At 41.5% G+C, this 18,736-nt stretch carries 10 protein-coding genes and 2 pseudogenes; 6 read left to right on the top strand and 6 right to left on the bottom strand.

Features of this window, described 5'->3' with window-relative positions; translation table 11 throughout:
* Positions 1-7: 7 nt before the first annotated feature.
* Entirely contained in the window at positions 8-940 is a 933-nt protein-coding gene (locus F895_RS00120) for an IS5-like element ISAba12 family transposase (protein ID WP_010590202.1), read from the bottom strand.
* A 310-nt stretch (positions 941-1,250) separates the two neighbouring features.
* Here F895_RS00120 and F895_RS00125 point away from each other — a divergent pair, with 310 nt between their 5' ends.
* The 6 genes and pseudogenes from F895_RS00125 to F895_RS0119180 all read left to right on the top strand — a co-directional run.
* Positions 1,251-2,576 carry an ISNCY family transposase gene (locus tag F895_RS00125; protein WP_010590320.1) on the top strand — a complete coding sequence of 442 codons (1,326 nt, stop codon included), beginning with the start codon at positions 1,251-1,253 and terminating at the stop codon, positions 2,574-2,576.
* Positions 2,577-3,133: 557 nt separating this feature from the next.
* The gene (locus F895_RS00130) at positions 3,134-3,781 is read left to right on the top strand and encodes a hypothetical protein (RefSeq protein ID WP_004827010.1); all 648 of its coding nucleotides are present in this window, start codon (positions 3,134-3,136) and stop codon (positions 3,779-3,781) included.
* A complete protein-coding gene (locus tag F895_RS00135) occupies positions 3,778-4,119 on the top strand; it encodes a hypothetical protein (protein WP_005245004.1) in 342 nt (113 codons plus the stop codon). The genes F895_RS00130 and F895_RS00135 overlap by 4 nt, the downstream gene beginning before the upstream one ends.
* Positions 4,095-4,499: a hypothetical protein gene (locus tag F895_RS00140; RefSeq protein WP_005245002.1), complete on the top strand. Its 405-nt coding sequence runs from the start codon at positions 4,095-4,097 to the stop codon at positions 4,497-4,499. The genes F895_RS00135 and F895_RS00140 overlap by 25 nt, the downstream gene beginning before the upstream one ends.
* Positions 4,481-5,191, top strand: coding sequence for a PP2C family serine/threonine-protein phosphatase (locus F895_RS00145; protein WP_004827016.1), 711 nt, complete (start codon positions 4,481-4,483; stop codon positions 5,189-5,191). The genes F895_RS00140 and F895_RS00145 overlap by 19 nt, the downstream gene beginning before the upstream one ends.
* A 196-nt stretch (positions 5,192-5,387) precedes the next feature.
* A pseudogene (locus tag F895_RS0119180) lies at positions 5,388-5,624 on the top strand (hypothetical protein); the annotation flags it as partial.
* Positions 5,625-5,748: 124 nt separating this feature from the next.
* Here the strand turns inward: F895_RS0119180 and brxL are convergent.
* From brxL to brxC, 5 genes and pseudogenes are all read right to left on the bottom strand, one after another.
* Complete coding sequence (gene brxL / locus F895_RS00150; RefSeq protein WP_005245000.1) at positions 5,749-7,788, bottom strand: protease Lon-related BREX system protein BrxL; 2,040 nt, start codon at positions 7,786-7,788, stop codon at positions 5,749-5,751.
* A gap of 29 nt (positions 7,789-7,817) precedes the next feature.
* On the bottom strand, positions 7,818-10,442 hold the full coding sequence (pglZ, locus tag F895_RS00155; RefSeq protein ID WP_005244998.1) for a BREX-1 system phosphatase PglZ type A: 2,625 nt from the start codon (positions 10,440-10,442) through the stop codon (positions 7,818-7,820).
* Positions 10,439-12,376, bottom strand: a complete 1,938-nt coding sequence (locus F895_RS00160; protein ID WP_005244997.1) for a DUF262 domain-containing protein — start codon at positions 12,374-12,376, stop codon at positions 10,439-10,441. The genes pglZ and F895_RS00160 overlap by 4 nt, the downstream gene beginning before the upstream one ends.
* Positions 12,376-15,915 (bottom strand): BREX-1 system adenine-specific DNA-methyltransferase PglX, encoded by a 3,540-nt coding sequence (gene pglX, locus F895_RS00165; RefSeq protein ID WP_005244994.1) that lies wholly within the window; start codon positions 15,913-15,915, stop codon positions 12,376-12,378. Before pglX ends, F895_RS00160 begins: the two co-directional genes overlap by 1 nt.
* A gap of 46 nt (positions 15,916-15,961) precedes the next feature.
* A pseudogene (gene brxC / locus F895_RS00170) lies at positions 15,962-18,733 on the bottom strand (BREX system P-loop protein BrxC); the annotation flags it as partial.
* Between the last annotated feature and the right edge of the window lie 3 nt (positions 18,734-18,736).

Raw genomic sequence — 18,736 nt, 5'->3', positions numbered from 1 at the left:
GCCAAATTTAAGGCGTAACTTGGGTAAGTGGGCGACCTAATTCCGTAAATCTGTTAAGGACTGCTACACGTGCATGGATCTCATTCACTTGGCTATCAAAACTCCTTGCACTGAGTTTATCTCCTAATAATTTGATGCAATGCATCTTAGTTTCAACCAAACTTCGCCGATGATAGCCTGACCATTTTTTCCATAGTGTCCTGCCTAAACGTTTAATTGCTCGAAGTAATTCATTTCGCTCTAGCGAGCTACTCTTTGTATCTTTCCATGGTTTCTCATTTTTTCTAGGTGGAATCACCGCATGCGCTTGCCGATCTGCAATGACCTGACGGCATTGCTTGGTGTCATAAGCTCCATCGGTATAAACAGAGTTAATCTGCTCATCTTGTGGAATCTGATTAAGTAAATCACCAAGCACCTGTGAATCACTGACATTATTGGTTGTAAGCTGAACTGCTCGTATTTGTAGGGTTTTAGCATCTATACCAATATGAAGTTTACGCCATTGGCGACGATATTCAGGTCCATGTTTCTTGCGTTTCCATTCGCCCTCACCTAGAAACTTCATGCCTGTAGAGTCCATGAGTAGATGCAGCCCATCGCTACTTTTTTGGTAGCTGATTACAATATCAATATGCTTTTGTCTTCTACAAAGCGTGGTGTAATCTGGAGCTATCCAATTTAATCCGCAAAGTTTAATCAGACTTTGCACAAAGCCTGTGACCATACGTAAAGACAGACGGAATAAGGATTTAATCATTAAGCAGCATTGGATGGCTGCGTCGGAGTAGGTTTGATTTCGCCCTTGTTTGCCTTTTGATGGAGCATACCATTGCGTAGCAGGATCAAACCAAATGGCAATATTTCCGCGACTCATGAGTGCTCGGTTATATGCGGGCCAATTGGTTGTGCGGTAGATTTTGTGTGCAGGCTTCTTCATTTGAAAATTATATCGCTGAAAAACCCTTTACAGATAGGTTTGTGCAACAAAGCCTTTGTTCTTTAAAATAAATTTCAAGCACTTAAATAAGAATAATTTATAAAAATAGATCCCAAAAAATAACCTATAGAATTAAGTTAAAAAAATTATATAAATGTAGTTTTTCTAAAATTAACATAATACACGTTATACGAAATTTCATTTGTAACTCCAAAATAGAAATGTCCGGTTTCTCCAAAGTAAAAATGTCCGCTTTTAGAATATGCACTTCTGCAATTTCCTTAGCGGACGGTTTGATATGTTGGTGTCTATGTCGGATAAAGAACTTAAACGATTGTCGGTCTTGCAGGAAATCTGCGATCAACGCATAACTCAATCCCAGGCTGCTCAGCTACTTCATATTTCAGAACGTCAGATCAGACGCTTACTGCAGAAATACAAAGCTCAAGGTCCATCTGCATTAGCCCATGCCGGTCGTGGCCAAATCAGCAATTCTAAACTTCCTGAAGAACTCAGACTCAAGTGCCTCAATATTGTTTCTGACCAACTGCATGGTTTCGGACCCACTTTAGCGCATGAAAAGCTTACCACCGTACATGGATTCGATCTTTCAGTAGAAACCCTGCGTTCTTGGATGATTGCAGCTGACTTATGGATGCCTAGATCCAAGCGCCTGAAACGACCGTATCAGCCTCGTTACAACCGGGATTGCTTTGGTGAACTGATCCAAATTGATGGCTCACACCATGACTGGTTTGAAGGACGCGCTGCTAAATGCTGTCTGCTGGTGTTTATCGATGATGCTACAGGAAAATTGCAGCATTTACGCTTCTGTGAGTCAGAATCAACCTTTGACTATATGATTTCAACACGCTTATATGTCGAACAGCACGGTAAGCCTTTAGCGTTTTACAGCGACAAACATTCAGTCTTTAGAGTGAATCAAAGCAGCAAGAAAGACACCAAGATTACCCAGTTTGGACGTGTACTCAGCACCCTGAATATCGATATCATCTTCGCTAATTCACCGCAGGCCAAAGGCCGTGTGGAACGGGCCAACAGAACCCTTCAGGACCGTCTGATCAAGGAGATGCGCCTGAAAGGCATCTGTTCGATTGAGCAAGCTAATGTCTGGCTACCCTGCTTCATTGAGGAGTTCAATCAGAAGTTCGCCAAGATGGCTTTTAATCCTAAGAATCTACATCGGTCTATCACTGAAACAGCCGAAGAATTAGATGATATTTTTACTTGGCGTGACCCCCGCAGAGTCACGAATAGTCTGACGATTACTTATGATAAATGCGTATATCTCCTGGAAAACACCGAAGAAAATCAAAGGTTGATCGGTAAGTATCTTGAGTTCCTTGAATACCCGGATGGTACTGTAGCCATCATGCATAATAGCCGAAAGATCAATTACAGCCTCTTCGATAAATTAAGTCAGCTGAATCAGCGAGAGATTGTTGAGAATAAACGGTTGGGTGCTGTTCTGAATCATATCCAACAACAGCATGAAGAACTGGAACAGCAAAACAAACGTAATCGTTCTCAAAAGATGCCAAGCAGACGTGCACAGAAAACAGCAATTCAAGAACGAAATCTAAATCCTGTGCTTGACTTGGAAATGTCCATATAGGACATTTCTATTTGGTTATTAGGTAGGACATTTCTACTTAGGAATAACATTCATTATTTTATCTTTTAAAATCATTATGATATGGAATTATAAAAAGCCAATTCACCCTCGAATTGGCTTTTTTATGAGCGGTTTTGATAGTTCTTTCCAATAATTTTGTTTAAAAAGTAGTCAATTTTTCGGTTTTTCCAATGTTCTCAGCCCTTCCAGGGCGAAAACTATCCCCAATTTCTGCGGATAAAACCGGGACAACTTTTATCCATTTTTGTACGCCCTGGCGCACAGAGATTTAAGGATTTTGCGGCTAGGGCAGCTGCGGTTTTTTACTTATGATGAAGTCATACAGGAACAGGACGTTCCGGAACATAAAACAATAACGATAAGTTCTAGCACCAGGATTATTAGGTAGACAGCCCTACCTAGCACCAAAGATGAAAAAGCCCGACAAGATGTCGGGCTTTTTTATTTAATATTATTTTTAAAAAATACTTGCAAATAGTGTAACGAGTTGATCAAATATGAATTCAGTCCACGGATTGAGGACAAGGTAACTTAATATGATTAAACCTCAAGACATTCTAGTTCTCGTAAAACTGATCTCTATTGAGAATCAGCACCAGATATTCAAAGAATACTATTCAGAAGCACAACTTGAGTGGGATAAATTAGAAGATGAGCAGTTAGATATCTTTTTAAAATTAAGTGCTTTTTATGATTCTTTATCAATCAGAGGGTTGGCTGAAGCAGTAGTTATTAGTAAAAGTGAGGTTGCAGAATCTTTAAAGCGTTTAATCAAGATAGGGCTATTGATCGTAACCTCTAATTCACCATTTAAGCGATTAGAGCTAGTAGAAATGCAATGGAAAACCAATAGAAGAGCTCTCTTAGACCTAATTATTTACAGTTTTCAATACTTTTTCCATACAGAAGTTGGTGCTATTGATATTGGTATTCCTACTGTTTTCAATAATAAAAAACTTTCAGATCATTTATCGTATTCTTCTTCATTACCTTATATTTGGCCCGCTCAAAGCTATCAATCAATTTCAGGATTAGCAGTTGAACCATTATATAAATCTGTACCATATGCAGCGTTAGATGATAATTTCCTGTATGAAGTTTTTGCTCTTATTGATGTGTTTAGAATAGGTTCCCCAAGGGAAAAGAAAATAGCTGAAAAGTTATTACGTGAGTATCTACAATGAATAATGCTTTAACACAAATGAAGATGCTAGAGCAGGTTGTAAGTGCTTTAAGCGAGGATCTTATCAAAGACCTAGTATTTATTGGAGGGTGCACTACTAGCCTGTTTTTAGATCCAGAAAATTTATCTTTATCAACTAGATACACTCAAGATGTTGATTTAATTGTAGATATAAAGACCACAACCCAATGGTATGAGTTAGATGAGAAAGTCAGAAAACTAGGGTTTAAAAATTATCAAAGTTCAGATCCATTTGAAAAGAATACGGACTTCACTTGTCGTTACCAACTAGGAGAAGATCTAATTGTAGACTTATGCCCACTGATGAAAAAATTTTAGGCTTCTCTAACTCTTGGTATCTAGAAGCTTATAAGAAAAAAGTAGAGTATAAGCTGGGGAATAATTTAATTATCAATACCTTAATGCCTGAATATTTCTTAGCAACCAAGTTTGAAGCATTCCATGGTCGTAAAGAAGATCCCTTATATAGCAAAGACTTAGAAGATATCATCACAATTTGCCTGGGACGATCCGCCTTAGTTGAAGAAGTCTATAATGCTCCAAAAGAACTCAAAGATTACTTATCTGATCAATTTAAAAAACTCACTGAATTAACTGATTTTGAAATCATAATGGAAGATCAATGTAGATTTGGCTCAAGAGAAAGAGCTTTACAAGTAATTCAAGCGATCATAAAACAATGGCCAAAAGCATATTAATAAACTCCTTTTCCTTATGTCAGAATCTTAGCGCACCAGAAAAATTTGGAATCGATGCTGTAGGGAACCTTACTGATAATGAAAATCTATATTTTTGTTACGTAGTGGATGGTCATGGGGGATGTAAAAACAGCGACATACTAGTTAAAAATTTTCAGGCTTATGTACTTTCTTTGAAGGACGTCTTTGCTCAATTAAATAATACTACACAAGATATACATGATTTTTTTGAACGTCTAACAGAGAATTTTTATATAGAACATCGGGGAAAATTGCGACCTGCAGCAATGAGTATTTTGATGGTTATTTTTAGTCAGACTCAAATTTATTCAGCACATTTGGGTGATTGCAGACTTGGGAAAATCAATAATGAGCAACAAATCAGTTGGATTACTTATCCTCATAATTTAGCGATGAGCTTAAATAATCAAACAGATCCCCAAAGTATCGAAATGATACTTAGGTCTTCTTCAAATGATAATATTGTCACCAAGTCATTTAATACAAAAAAGTTAAAACCCTTGAGCTTTAAGACCTTAGATATTGAAAAAAAATCCACATATATTCTAGCATCCGATGGATTTTGGAAGCTTTCAGAAAATGATATAAAAACAATAATTTATAGCAAAAATTTATCCGAAGTATCTTCATTATTTGATGATATTTCTCTATGGGTTATATCATTCATTTAACATAAAATCTCATATACCCAATTCGGATGTTAAAATCAAATAAACCTAATTTTTATAAGCAGATACTCGCTATGAACCGTACCGGGTTTGTCGGAGAATTTTTATTTAAGTTAGGCCACCTGACCTAACGGGTTAATCTTATCATTGTACATTGCTTCAAACTCAAAAGGCGATACATTGTCAACGGCATTCTAAAATTGCCCCCTTTTATCTTACAAATGGCAAAGTAAAATTGACCCCTGAAATCAGAGAAAGAGCGGTTCAATTACTAATTGAATCTGAAAAAGATTATCCTTCTACTTGGGCAGCAATCACAGCTATTGCTCCTAAAATCGGTTGTACTCCTGAAACATTGCGTGTTTGGTATCAAAAATATTTAGATCAACAAAATCCTGTCAAAATACAACAGATATCTGATCAAGAAAAAATGAAGGGTAATCCCCCCCTAAAATACTAGCTCTTTAAAAGAGGCAGTATTATGCTTTTACAACATGGTGTTTAACTTGAGAAACTGAATTTAAAACAATCTACTGTAACTCTTCCAGACAGATATGAAATTAATCCACCCCTAGCCCCTTAAACACAGCATCTACCGGATCTGCATAAAAGCTGGTCTGGAACTTAGTAAATAGTTCAACTGGAATGGTTGGGATATCTGCCGCACTGCTCATCGGTAAAGCGACTTTCTTGGCTCCGGCATCGAATGCAACCTGAAGACATTCAGCAATACTTTCAACCGGTGTGACGTTTCCACCCAGGCTCATATCTCCCAGGACCACCATCTGATTCTGTACTGACCGTCCGAGCAAGCCTGAAGCAAAAGCGACTAGACTCGGCAAAGCCAGATGACTAAGTGGCCCGGTATTCTGTAATTCCACCACATGCAGATGGAAGTCATGCTCCATGACTTTGCTGCCACCCGATATTCTAGAGGCGTTCGCTTTGAAGTAGTCAAAGGCAATCTTGACTTGTTCTTTGGCACTGCTGGAGTTCCAGAGGCCTGAAGTTGCAAGCTTACCTGAGCCTTTGGTGACTTGAAGCTCTAAGCGATACAAGCCAGGCATGCCTTTATTACTGAGTCCGATGGTATACAGAAAACCTGGTTTCGCTGGACCATCTGGAATCAGTCCGCCACCACCCTGCTCTTTGACTGAGACAAAATGTTCTTCTAAGGTATCATTATCGATATAGCTGAAATGAACGTCATAGAATTCCATGCCACCAATTTTCTTCAGCTGCTCTTTGACGCGACGGCGGACCTGCAGTGCATATTCCAGACACAGGCGTACATCTTCTTTATTAAACTGACCGTGTGGGTAGAGCAGCTTCATCAATCCAAAAACCGTCTTGCGAACGGCAATCACATCGCGCTGATTCAGGTTATTTCCGAGTTTGAAGTACTTCTCAATGGCATCCGCAAAACTACGCTTACGCATTTCCCGGAAGAATTCAGCCAGATAATCAACGATTAGACCATAACGGTTGGTAAAGAATTCCGGACGCATTTTTGGAATTTCCCAACCTGGAATATAGGCATGAAAACGATCGAAGAATGCCGAATCGATCATGGCTTCAGGGAAAGGTGCCAAGAGATGGCTGGTTTTTACCAACGATTCGACGCTTTGGTTAATATTACCCACAAAAACCATTGAAGCAGATGCTTCCATCTGTTCCCGGCCACGGGCAAAAGATCCCGATGCCATGTAGTCTTTCATGATCTGAACGCCATCTTTGTCCTTAAAGGAAATACCGGCAACTTCATCAAAGGCCACCACATCCCACAACCCCACCAGACCAATACGGCGGCTACTCATGTTATAGAACAGATTGGCGACAGTCGTTTGCCCACCCGAGACTAAAATACTATTCGGTGAACACTCTTTGTAAATATGGCTTTTCCCGGTACCGCGTGGTCCAAGTTCACAGACGTTATAGTTATTTTCAACGAACGGAACCATACGCGCTAATAGGTGCCATTGCACGTCCTCTTTTAACGAAGCCGGTTCCATGCCGATCGAACGGATTAAACTCTCGCGCCACTGATCAGTGCTTAATGCTGCTCTGCCACTGAAAAGTTCATCCATATTCATATTCGGCATTTGAATCGGCTTGAGTAAACTCACCCCAAATGGAGAATTGGTTTGTCCTTCTTCAAAATAGTAACTGAGCGTAGCAATGACCCAGATACCACCAACAAGTAATTTTTCATACTCTTTGACGATGCCTGCCGAGATTTCGGCATCTTTGATGCCCAGATTACTAAATGATGCTTCGTATTTGTCTTTACGCTCATTCAGCTTTACAGTCACCCGATCAATGACCTTATAACTGCCACGTTCACGAACCAGGGATTTCACCTTCTCAGCTTCATCAGGTCGTACATAGTTCTCTGCCAGCACGGTCTTTACGTTACGTAGTCCCTGCTCAATGATCTCTGGATCATCCGAGGCACAGTACATCCCCAGCAGGTATTCGAGTACATAGACCGGGACATTGGCCCCTTCTTTGATCAGTTTAGTCAGATCCTTACGTACCACCCGCCCAGCAAAGTGTTCATTCAGCAGCTGATCCAGTTCTTTATCGTTAGCAGATTCCATGTAGGCTACGCTCTATCGTTAATTCGTTATCAGAAGAAGTCATCGGTAAATGCCAAATCAATGGTGACCTTATAGCGTTGCATCTCGATATTCAGGTCTTTGTCCTTCAGTACCAGGAAGTAATCTTTCTTACGGTCAAAATCAGTGCCAGACAATGACAGTCTGACCTGTTTGACCCGATCGGCAACAGAATCGGTAGCGCTATCAAAAGTCAAAGTTTCTTCACTGGAAACTTTAAGATCCCCATCATAAATGGCAATGGATAAAGTCACTGGCATGACCAGCTCACTGACAGCTTCAGTTTGCATCAAATCAAACTTCTGGATGTTATTGACCATCTTCAGCGTGGATTTGGTAGAAATGACCTCAACTTTACGCTTGGTCCGCTGTCCAGCCTTTTCACCACGTAGCTGTTTTACCATCAGTACCGGTACCACAATTTCCTGAGGCATGATGCCGCCATGCACGAAACGTGAGCCTCCTACGAAATGGAAACGGTTCGCCCCTTTTGGAATCCAGAAATCAGTCGCAGATAATGTGCCTGCCGTAGCTTGGGTTGAGCCTTTCCAGGCTTCCTTGCTCTCTGGTAAACCATGCCCAATCACATAGCGTTTTTTGCTCTTCAATGTATTGGCAGGTTTTTCAGTCAAGCTTGAACGATCCGCAGATTCCAGTTTACTTTGCTGGAACAGGAAGCCATGGTCGGCTGTAATCAACAGGGTAGAAATATTGAAGTGCATTAAGATTTTGCGGCTGAGTTCGGTCAGCTCTTCAATAGCATGTTCTACCGCCATAAAGGTTTCTGATTCTGTAGAGGCACTGTCTCCCCGAGCATCAATCACGTTGTGATAAACGTAAATCAAATCATGGTCTTTAAGTGCTTCACGGCCTTCATCACGCGACCAACCTTTTACCGTTTCAGCGGTAACCGCCAATCCATTATAGGCAGCCAGAATTTTGGATCGTGCTGCAGTCCCTTTGCTGGACTGCCCATCTACTAAAACATCATCACCTGCGGCCTCTTTGTACTCCAAAGTCTGATGCGGCAACAACGAGGCCATGCCAAGTGTGGTGTAACTTGGGACAACGCCCAGCTGTGAAGACAATGTCGCTTCAGAATAACGCTTTTCATTGATACGATCACGCAGCTCTACTGCAGCTTCATAGCGGAAAGCATCACTGATGATCACTACAATACGGCGTTTAGTTGCAGAACCCAGTAAGGGTCTGACGTGGGTATCGTAGAAGTTCTGCTGATTTGGGATATCTGCCACTTTCCAGACATTCAAGCGTTGCTCAGCTTCTACACGCTCGCCCCAGTTGCGTGCCAAGTGGTCAATAAACCAGTAGGCATAGCAATTTTCGATTTCTTCATCGAGTTTTTTCAGGATATCAACATGAGCTCGCTGAGAGGCTGCACTGTAGTGGCGATAGGCCATATCAAAACGATACAGCTCCTGTTCATAGGCTTTATACAAGGCTTCACTGGAGTCGAAATAGAAACCGGCATCAAACTGCTGTCGCAGGCTAAACAGCTCAATGGCTGCCTGCAACGCTGTATAGACAGTACGATATTTACGGCGTGTCGCATCATCCTTATGTTTGGAAGCCCAATAGCCATCCAGACGGGTAGAAATAATCGTTCTGAAATGTTCCAGTTCAGCTTTGGTTGCTGCAGGGATCTGGCTGGCCAAATCAACAATGATCTTTTGTTCAATCACTTCAAAGGTCATGACATCCAGCAGCTGCTCCAGATCAAAAGCCCCGACCTTCTCCTGGATCCGCAGTGCATTTGCCACGGTCTGGGAGAGTGTATCGAAGGTTGGGTAGTATTTGGAACTGTCTCTCCAGCGCGACAAAAAGGCTCTGGCTGTTGCACGGGAGCTGACAGAAGACATTACCAGTTCCTGAGCCCATACGGGTACATCGCCCAAGCTTTCACAGAAGCCTGTGGTCATCAAACGGATAAAGAACGTACCGAGCTTGAATGGTGCTTCCCCATTCAACTCTTCAACCGATGCTGGATAACCAATTTCCGCCTGTAATGCTGTGACTAAAGCTGGCACTAGTTGGAACTTTTCCAGTTCAGCAAAGGAGTCTGGATTTACTTCCAGAGCCAGGTTCTGCTGTACCATTTCATCTGCCAACGCCAAGACAATATGCATGAGTTCGGCACTGTCAGCCTTGACCACAGCCGCAATCATGGCCATATCCAGATTCTGTTCATCTGCATCAGGCTGGATGTAGCGTTTTAAGGTGCTCAGACGCGCTTTGGCTTTGAGGAATTCTTCACGTTTGGCCAGATGTTCTCTTAGACTCTGCTGCTGTAAACCCAGCTCATTGAAAATAATCGAGAAACGATCGGCATAGAAGCTGCGTGAATACAGCTTGATGTCCAGCAACCAGTCTTTTTCGGTTTCAGGCTCTGGGCTTGGAAAATACAGCAGGTATTTGCCCTGCTGATCTTGCAGTTCCAGTTTGAGCTTGATCGCTAGGCTCGACTCTTCTGCCATATTCAGAATTTGGACATCATCCAGTTTTAACGATTTGACTTCTTCGCTAAAGGACTGTTCAGCATCGTACCAAAAGACAATCCGGTGATTTTCAGTGTAGAAAGCCTGTTCCAGACCCTTCTGTAGCTGATCCAGATTCATGCAGTCACCTCTTCTTCCGTTACTGCAACAGGAAATGGGATGCCATCAACATGAAGTAATTTTCGTTTAAATTCCTCATCCCCTAATTCAATGTTCCATCTTTCCTCCATAAAATGAAGTAACTCTAGACCTCGCTCCAAGATTTTTTGTGGTGTCCAATTCTCCTTAAGATTGACTTCATTTTCCGAAACAGATCCATTGTAATATCCAAGACCTTTACCATTATTTTTCTTTAAATCAAAACTGTCGTTTTGCAATGAAGAGTTTTTCGCACGAGATAATGGCAGCAAGTTGCCTAAAGAATGTGTAAGCCATTTTCGTTGTTGGTCATCAAGATGAGTAAATTTGCTGACCCAATATGGATCTGTATCTATCTGCGGATAGATATGCTCTAAAGTTACATAACCATCCAAACTCTCGGTAAACTCGTTCCACATTAATTTAGTTACTGCGTTCTTTCCTTTTTCTTTGAGATAATATTCATGTTCATAAAGGAAATAGCGAACATCTGTCCATGAATAAAAACCTTCTCGAAACTTATACTTATCTTCGATATAGGTGAAATAGTTATTTGGATCATAGTAACGTGTAATTAGACCTTCGATTACTTTAATAATTGTATCGATTGAGCTCTTTCCTGTTAAAAGATCACGTGCAAGTCCATAGATTAAAGTATCCCCTGTATTGGCTCGTCTTCGACTCAGACTGAATACAGTAAAGACAAAACGCTCTGCAACTCTCAACAATTCAGCGATTTGAATTGCGGAAGTATTTGTATTGTAAGCAGCTAAAATTAAAGGTCTAAATGCACTAAAGCCCAAACGTCCTAGACGATCTAGCCATAGTTGCTCATCATCAGAAAGGCTGTTAGCAATTGGAAAGTAAGGATTATGTAAATAGAACCAATTCATAGCCGACTGCTGAAGACTCGCTACATACCCCTGAATCTCTTCGATTTTTAAGCTAGCTTCTCCCTTTTTGGGACTTGTGATACCACGTGCATTAAATTTTTTATCTAATAGAAATTTTTTATAATCATCGCCTTTATCACGACTATATGTGAAATACATAATCCAATGATTTTTTAAGAACTCATCGTCTGGTAAAGGTTTTTCTGGATTTTTACCTAAATATTCATAAATAGTTTTCCACGCATCATTAATATTTCTTCTAAGTTTAGAACGCCCTTCATTTTCACGATATAAAGTCGATAGATAAATCAATCGGTTTTTCAGCAATTCTAAATTGGTTAATGATTTGCCACGATTATTCATGGTTTCAAAAGTAACAAATACATCAATCTCATCATCAATTTCATACAAGTTAAAACGCAATTTTTGCGTCAATTTTTTGTATAAAACCGTCATTTCTTCAAAGCTCAGCTCCTCTAATTTCTCTTTAAAGAATTTCTTTGCATTGAATAAATTGCGTGTATACAGCGTTTCCTGCAATTGGTTAGTATGAGACTGAAAACCAAAAATTTTAGTTCTTAAAAACTCATCACTGGGATTATCTTTTTCATAACCAAAAATATAACTTTCTCGAATGCCGTCCGTTGGTTTTCTTTGAACAAATTTCGCTTGTAAATCAGAAACAAACTGATTTGCGATACTTTTTCCTTCAGGAATTTTTTCAATAATCGCCTGAATTAAAATAATTGCCGTGGTCAATCGTTGCTGACCATCCACGACAAAGTAGGGCTTATAATCAAGATCATCAATCAGCCATTCATCGTCTTCCCACTTTGACCAGGTTTTACGGTCTACAGCTTCTAAGGTAATAACCCCGGTATAATGAACACGATCCGCTTCAAGTAAAGTTAAGTCTTCCCAGAAATCTATTAACTGTTGCTTGCGCCATGCATATCCCCTTTGATAATCAGGAATGCGAATCAGTCGATTTTCAAAAATTTCATTTAAGCTTCTTAATTTCATTATTTTTCCCCCGTCACTGCTTTCACTTCAGCCAACAAGTCCCCAAACTTGCCATAGTTCACTTTCACTCCCTCATCAAGATCTAGAGGGATACGCTGATCGGCATAGTGACGTAATTTTTCTTCAAAGCTACTGAGTTCAGCCTGTTGCTTGTGTAGTTCCTGCAGTTTTTTCTCTATACGTTTGATTTCGGCAGCCGAGTCACTATTTTCTTTAGCATTTTCCAGTGAGTTAGCATAAGCAGCCATTTTAGAAATCAGTGGCATCACGTATTCGGTACGCATACGTGCCAAGGTACTTTCGTTATAACGATGCAAATACACCAATGCTTGGAAAGCCCCCTGTTTACCACTGCTAAATAACCAATAGATTGGACGCTTTTTATAGGTTTGCATGTGGTCTTTATAGAATTTGCTGGCTAAGTAACGGCGAATGGTATCTTCAGCGGTTTCACTGGCTTTTTTATCTAAGCTTTCTGCGAGCCACTGCATATTGGCATCTAATGTGTCTTTACCCCAGACGGCGGTTAAGAACTCTTGGATACGATGTGTAGCATCATCTTCAAACCAGTGCATTTCGGTCAATGGAATAATACCGTCAGCATCGGCTGGGAATGTTTGATAACGACTAGCATCAAAGTCTTGATTGCCTGCATGAGCATAGATCAAGCCAGGTTCATCTAGGCTATAACGTCCCATCATACAACCAAGTGCATAGGATACTAAACGCTGGCTGTCTTTTTCACGGTCAGCTCGAGTTAAAGTGATTCGCTCATCGGGTACGTCTGGAGTCAGTTCGTCCTGTAAACCATAAGCATCAATAAATAGCTTATTGTTTTCTTCTTCCAAACGTTTCATTTCCGCCACGGCGTCAGTATTTTGCTGCTGCCAAGTGTTAAATGACTGTTCTAGATTTGACTGTTGAGTACGAATAATTGGGTTCTGGGTATAATCCCATGAGGTTTCGTAAGAATCCCAGTCTTTTTTACTAATTTCTTTTAAACGAGAAATTTTCTCATAAATAATATGAGAGTTGATTGCTTCTAAAGAAATAGGTAATGATGAAATATTACCAGGTAAAAAGTTTAAAGTTGGATTAAGTGATTTTAAAAACACAGCTGGTAACTTTGTCCCTAAAAACCCCAAAACATTTAATCTATGGGCCTCATTCTCAACAAATGCATTTGCAGAAGCATCATTAAATAAGAAACCCTCAGGCTGATATCGAGCAGAAAACTCTCCTGAAGATATTTTTGTCCAGGAAATAGCGGGTTTAAATATTTTGTCTAAATTAAAATTATGAGCGAGAATTCTGCTCCCAGATGAGTGTTTTCGAGTTTGTAATTCTTCTCCATCATTAAACCAATTTAAAACAGTTTGATTATTTCCATACCAGCGCCGGAATTCTCCTCCTTTAGATTGTGGAAACCACTTTAAACCACTTTTTTTAGCTTCACTTCTCGTTAAACTAAATCCAATTCCATCAAATGATATCTCATACCAGTCTCTGATATATGCATTATTATCACCAGTTATTAACCCAATTCTTGTTTCAATATATTCAGCAAGTTTAGGAAACTTCGTAAAGCAATTACGAACTGATTCACTTATCCAATAAGCTACAGGGCTTCCCGGAATTTTCTGAAATTCATCCGGTTTTGTTTTTACATTTCGTTCATTTAAACTAGGGAATTTCCTAGGCAATCCTTCTTCTGTTAACTCATAATATCTAAAACAATCAAAACTACCTACTAACCCATTAATTTTATATTTTTGAAGAATAGCTAAAGAAACACCGAAATTGATTCCCATAGCGGTTGGACCTTTTCCATCATAAGGCAATTGAATTAAGCTGATGAGAGAATTGTTAGAAAGTAACTTCTCACGCATTGCTTGATACGATGACAGGAACATCCAGCTTTGCATGGTCACCATGCTGTTAAAGCCATTATCCTTACACCATGCAAAACCACGCTCAATAAACATAGAAAATAAATCAGATTTACTATCAGGGAATTTCTTTTTGGCAAAATCTTTCAGTGCGGTATTCATACCATTACCCCCCATATACGGCGGGTTAGCAACCACGGCATCATATTTTTTAGCTAAAAGTTTTGCTTGCTTTACTAAAGGCAATAACTCTTGCGCTGACTGCTGTGCAAAAATATCGCCTGACGCTAATGCTGTATTCAGCTTGGTTTCTAAATCAGACAGCTTTTTAGCGAATGCTTGAGGGATTTGAATCAAAGAACCAAAAGTAGAAGCATGTTCAAATAAATCCAGTAATTCTTTTAAATCTGCCTTTTCTAGGCCTGTACTTGCCAAATCCTGAGCAAATGCTTCTAGTCGTTCTGGCTGACTATCCTGTAACGCAATAATATTGAGCTTCGGTGGATTGCTAAATAAACGGCGGTCGTCCTCACGCGCTTTCATAAGCAGTGCAAAACTGGCGAGCTGTGCCGCACGGGTATCAATATCAATGCCGTAGAGGTTATTTTCCAGAATCAAGCGTGGAATATCCCGGCTACGGTAACCACGTTCTAAATAAATCGCTTTTAAGCAATCATAGGCTTCCACCAGAATATGCCCCGAACCACAGGCAGGATCGAGTACCGTAATGCTTTCAGGATTTAAAGTATCGCCATCTTCACTGATGCGCACATCAATCAGTTGTTTCAGCTGTGCATTAACTTCATCACTTTGTTCCGCTGGCTGAATATAGTATTCCCACTCACTGGCAAGCGTACTATCAGGCTGTGCCATCAGCCATAAACGACCAACACTATTCTGTACCAAATATTTCACAATCCAGTTTGGAGTGAAGAGTTGCGTCGCTGCAGGAATGTCTTCACTTTTGACGACTTTACCAATCACTTGATCTTTCTTTTCAGAAATATAGAACTGATACAGCCAGCCAATAATCTGTACATCCGACCAATCCTCTTCCGGAATGCTGCTGACCAGATCACGAATCAAAGAATCGGTTTTAGTCAGGTTATCCGGTAACAGTAGTTCAGACTCATCAGAAACCTGTTCGAACAGGAGTGGCATGACCTGATTCAACGCATGACACTGAGCCAGTAACAGTTCCCGATACAGCTCTTCGTCTTTATTGCCATCCAGCTTCAGTTCAGCCACACGGCTGGCATCTAAACCTGGTAGGTCAATATCCAGACATTCTTCCAGAATCTGTGGCAAGCCTGCACTACCATCGGCACTACTGAGTACACGACGGCCATGATCCAGTAAGCCTTTGCATTCCATGTAGCGAATCGCACAGAGACGGTTAAACCAGCTGTAAGCGATATAATCAATCGTCTGCTCAAAACTGCTGGTTTGAATGCGCTTGATCAGCTTCTCACGAGGTTTCATGACGGATAGCGGAAAAACCTGATCGCCAATCAGCAGCAAGTCGCCTTTCTGTTCTGCCGGTAGAATGCTGTCTGCGGTGATGCCGTATTTGGCTGCCTGCTTGCGCATCGCTGCGATAAAATCATTTCGTGCTTGCGGTGCGTATTTTTTAATATTACTGGTATTCATCTTTAAACCTTTAATTAATGACTGATGCCGATATCCCTAACCCGAGTTAGCGGATACGCACACGCTTTTTATCACTCACGATTTTTTTCAGTTCAGCTTTGAGTGCGTCTACAAACTGATCTACTGACTCTTCTGTTTCCAGATAGACACTACTTGAGCTTTTGCTGTAAATGCTGGCGACATCGACTTCCACCACCGGTTTCGGTGGCACTACGGCTATCGCAGGCTGTACCAGACTCGCAGCAGGTGCTGATGTAACTGGGCTGGAGGTGGTTGCAGTGTTGGTTACACTCTCGGCTTTGCTCTGAGCCAGTTGTGCCGCTTTGGCCTGACGCTGGATTTCCGCCTGAACTTCGCTTTCCAACTCATACAAGGCTTCATCAAAACGCTCCACGGCGGTTTGGGTTTGCAGCATATAGATGGTGGATAGGCTAGTTTCCACTTCAATATCCGTTTTCAGCAATTGCAGCGGACGCAGTAGCTTGTTACTCAGCTCAGCGGTGGCAATACCACTGTTTTTGATCTCAGCTTCTAACTGCTTGATCTTGTCATCAATGTGTTCTATCGCCTGATTGCGCTTCTCTGTCAGCAATTGCTCATTGACGCTTTCTACTGTGCGAACCAAATCAGCCACTTTATTTAACAGACCATAGGGCGATTCGAGGGTGGCAATACGATGTAATTCGGAGAGGGCTTTTTTTGCCACATCATCACTGCCCAGCGCCTGTTTGTTCTTCTCAAAATGACGTAGAGCCTGTTGCAGTTGTTGCCAGCTTGGCATCTGGTTGCTGAAGAATTCATGAATGTCACGATAGTCTTCTTCCAGATCCAAATAGTCATTCTTGTTCTCAACCACCGCTTTAAAGAAATCGAAGCTGTCGCTATTCGCCAGCAGACGTTCCAAAGCCAGAATCGACTTTTCAATCACTTTCTTGCCCGGGAACTGCCCGACATCAGTTTTACTCTTATACGACTTAAAGTTGGCTAACCAAGCCTTAAAATGCTGCAAATAGAATTCAAATAGCTCTTTCTCAGTCGCTGGTCCCATAGCCGAGAACAGTTCTTGGGTGAGTTGGCGTGCCTGTTTCAATACCTGATCATCAGTCTGGCGTTTTTTAATAATAGAAACATCACGGCGACGACGGCTGTTTTGTAAAGGCTCAAAGGCCTCTTTCAACTGTAAGCTGCCGCCATTTAACTGCAGAGAAATCAGCCCCATCGCAGCCAGCTGACCTACCAACAGTAAAATCTCAGCATCTGGCCAACCATAAGGGCGTTTGGCAAAACGATCGACCACATCCGAGACCAGAATACGCTCTGTACCAGTGGCCCGTAGTGCAATGTACTGTTCCACTTCTTGTAGTGCTTTCGGGTTCGTCTGCCCGCCATCCAGAGACAATCCGAGCTGCGCCATATCATCCACAGTCAAGACGGCGTTCAGTTCACGCCAGGCATCCTGCTGATAGACCTGCAGATAGCTCAGCTTGGTATAAGTGTTTTCCAGCAAATAACGACAAGCCTCATCCAGCTTGGTGGAAGGGCTAGAAGATGAAAGTTGTAGATGTTGACCCAAGGCATAACTTTCCGCGTCCAGCAGCATTTCTTCGACCCGGGCACGCAGGCGTTTTTTACGCTCCTGGTTCTCACGGCCACGGTCTGCCAGGATACGGCTGATATCGGACTGAGTGCCATCATCATTTAACCGAATAAATTTATTGGTTTTCAGCCAGGTGCGCAGTTCATTAAAGAACTGTTTATCGTCTGCCAGTTTAAACAGGACTTGTCCTTCGGCCTGAGTACTTTTACCAATACAGTAAGCTTCAGTATAGAGGTTGTATTCAGTATCCAGTGGAGAAATGATTTCGACTTTCAAATCACTCTCATACTTGCCATCCAAGCTATGGCTATCCAGAAAACGACCAATCTGATAGTCCATCTTGTTGGCTTGATGGCGGTATTTGTTCTGATCGCGCAGTAAATCTTTAAAGATCAGATTGGCTAACTCTTTATTTTCTTCTGAAGCCGCTAAGTCAGTGGCTTTAATTTTGCGGGTGATATCACGTTCTTCATTGGTCAGGAACAGGAACTCATCACCATTGCGGGTAATCAGGCTCTCTTTTTCCAGACGCAGTAGGCTTTCTTCAATCCGCTTGCGTAATGCCAGCTTATCTTCATCAATTTTCTCAATCGACAAAGTCACCAGGTTATCCAAGGTACCTTTGATGATATCGACATAGCGGATCATGAACAGGGTACGCAGCATCTGCACATCAAAACCATCCAGGGTTTTATTCTGCCCTGCCTGGTCGATGGTACGCTTCACTGCTGTATCCAGGAAGCCTTCGACCGAAGTATAGAAGCGATGGAAAGGAACCAGGGCACCGACTTCATCTGTGGCAATCGCGTTCGCGGCCATCTGGAACGCATCCAACATGGACCGTTCACCATAGGCCAGGTGAGCACCGGTCGCACCGACCTTACGGATTTCTTCAAAAACTTTTTGCACCAGCTGGAAATGGTACGGCGCAAAAGGATAGTTATGAATAAAGCTGTCTGGACCCTCATAGTTCTTGAGTGTTGGGCCTGAACGGTCAAAGGTGATCTGGTTTTTTAAGATATCGCCCTTTTGCTCAAACACCGATCTGAGCAATGCTTCAGCTTCTGGGGTTTTACGTAATAAACGTTTTTGAATAACTTCATCGGTATTGGAACTGGACAGCGATAAACGGGTTTTAAAACGTCCAGCAATCTTGGAGAAGTCATTGGCTTTTGAAGAAGACATCTCACCTAAAACAGCATCGATGTCTGCCTGAACCGTACC

The organism is Acinetobacter sp. CIP 64.2, from assembly GCF_000369645.1.
Taxonomy (GTDB): domain Bacteria; phylum Pseudomonadota; class Gammaproteobacteria; order Pseudomonadales; family Moraxellaceae; genus Acinetobacter.
This window is presented reverse-complemented; position numbering and strand designations above follow the sequence as displayed.

Excerpts from the sequence above, each read along its gene's own strand:
- F895_RS00160 (WP_005244997.1), bottom strand. The coding sequence starts at position 12,376 with ATGAAATTAAGAAGCTTAAATGAAATTTTTGAAAATCGACTGATTCGC.
- F895_RS00120 (WP_010590202.1), bottom strand. The coding sequence starts at position 940 with ATGAAGAAGCCTGCACACAAAATCTACCGCACAACCAATTGGCCCGCA.
- F895_RS00135 (WP_005245004.1), top strand. The coding sequence starts at position 3,778 with ATGAATAATGCTTTAACACAAATGAAGATGCTAGAGCAGGTTGTAAGT.
- F895_RS00130 (WP_004827010.1), top strand. The coding sequence starts at position 3,134 with ATGATTAAACCTCAAGACATTCTAGTTCTCGTAAAACTGATCTCTATT.
- F895_RS00125 (WP_010590320.1), top strand. The coding sequence starts at position 1,251 with ATGTCGGATAAAGAACTTAAACGATTGTCGGTCTTGCAGGAAATCTGC.
- pglX (WP_005244994.1), bottom strand. The coding sequence starts at position 15,915 with ATGAATACCAGTAATATTAAAAAATACGCACCGCAAGCACGAAATGAT.
- brxL (WP_005245000.1), bottom strand. The coding sequence starts at position 7,788 with ATGGAATCTGCTAACGATAAAGAACTGGATCAGCTGCTGAATGAACAC.
- F895_RS00140 (WP_005245002.1), top strand. The coding sequence starts at position 4,095 with ATGCCCACTGATGAAAAAATTTTAGGCTTCTCTAACTCTTGGTATCTA.
- F895_RS00145 (WP_004827016.1), top strand. The coding sequence starts at position 4,481 with ATGGCCAAAAGCATATTAATAAACTCCTTTTCCTTATGTCAGAATCTT.
- pglZ (WP_005244998.1), bottom strand. The coding sequence starts at position 10,442 with ATGAATCTGGATCAGCTACAGAAGGGTCTGGAACAGGCTTTCTACACT.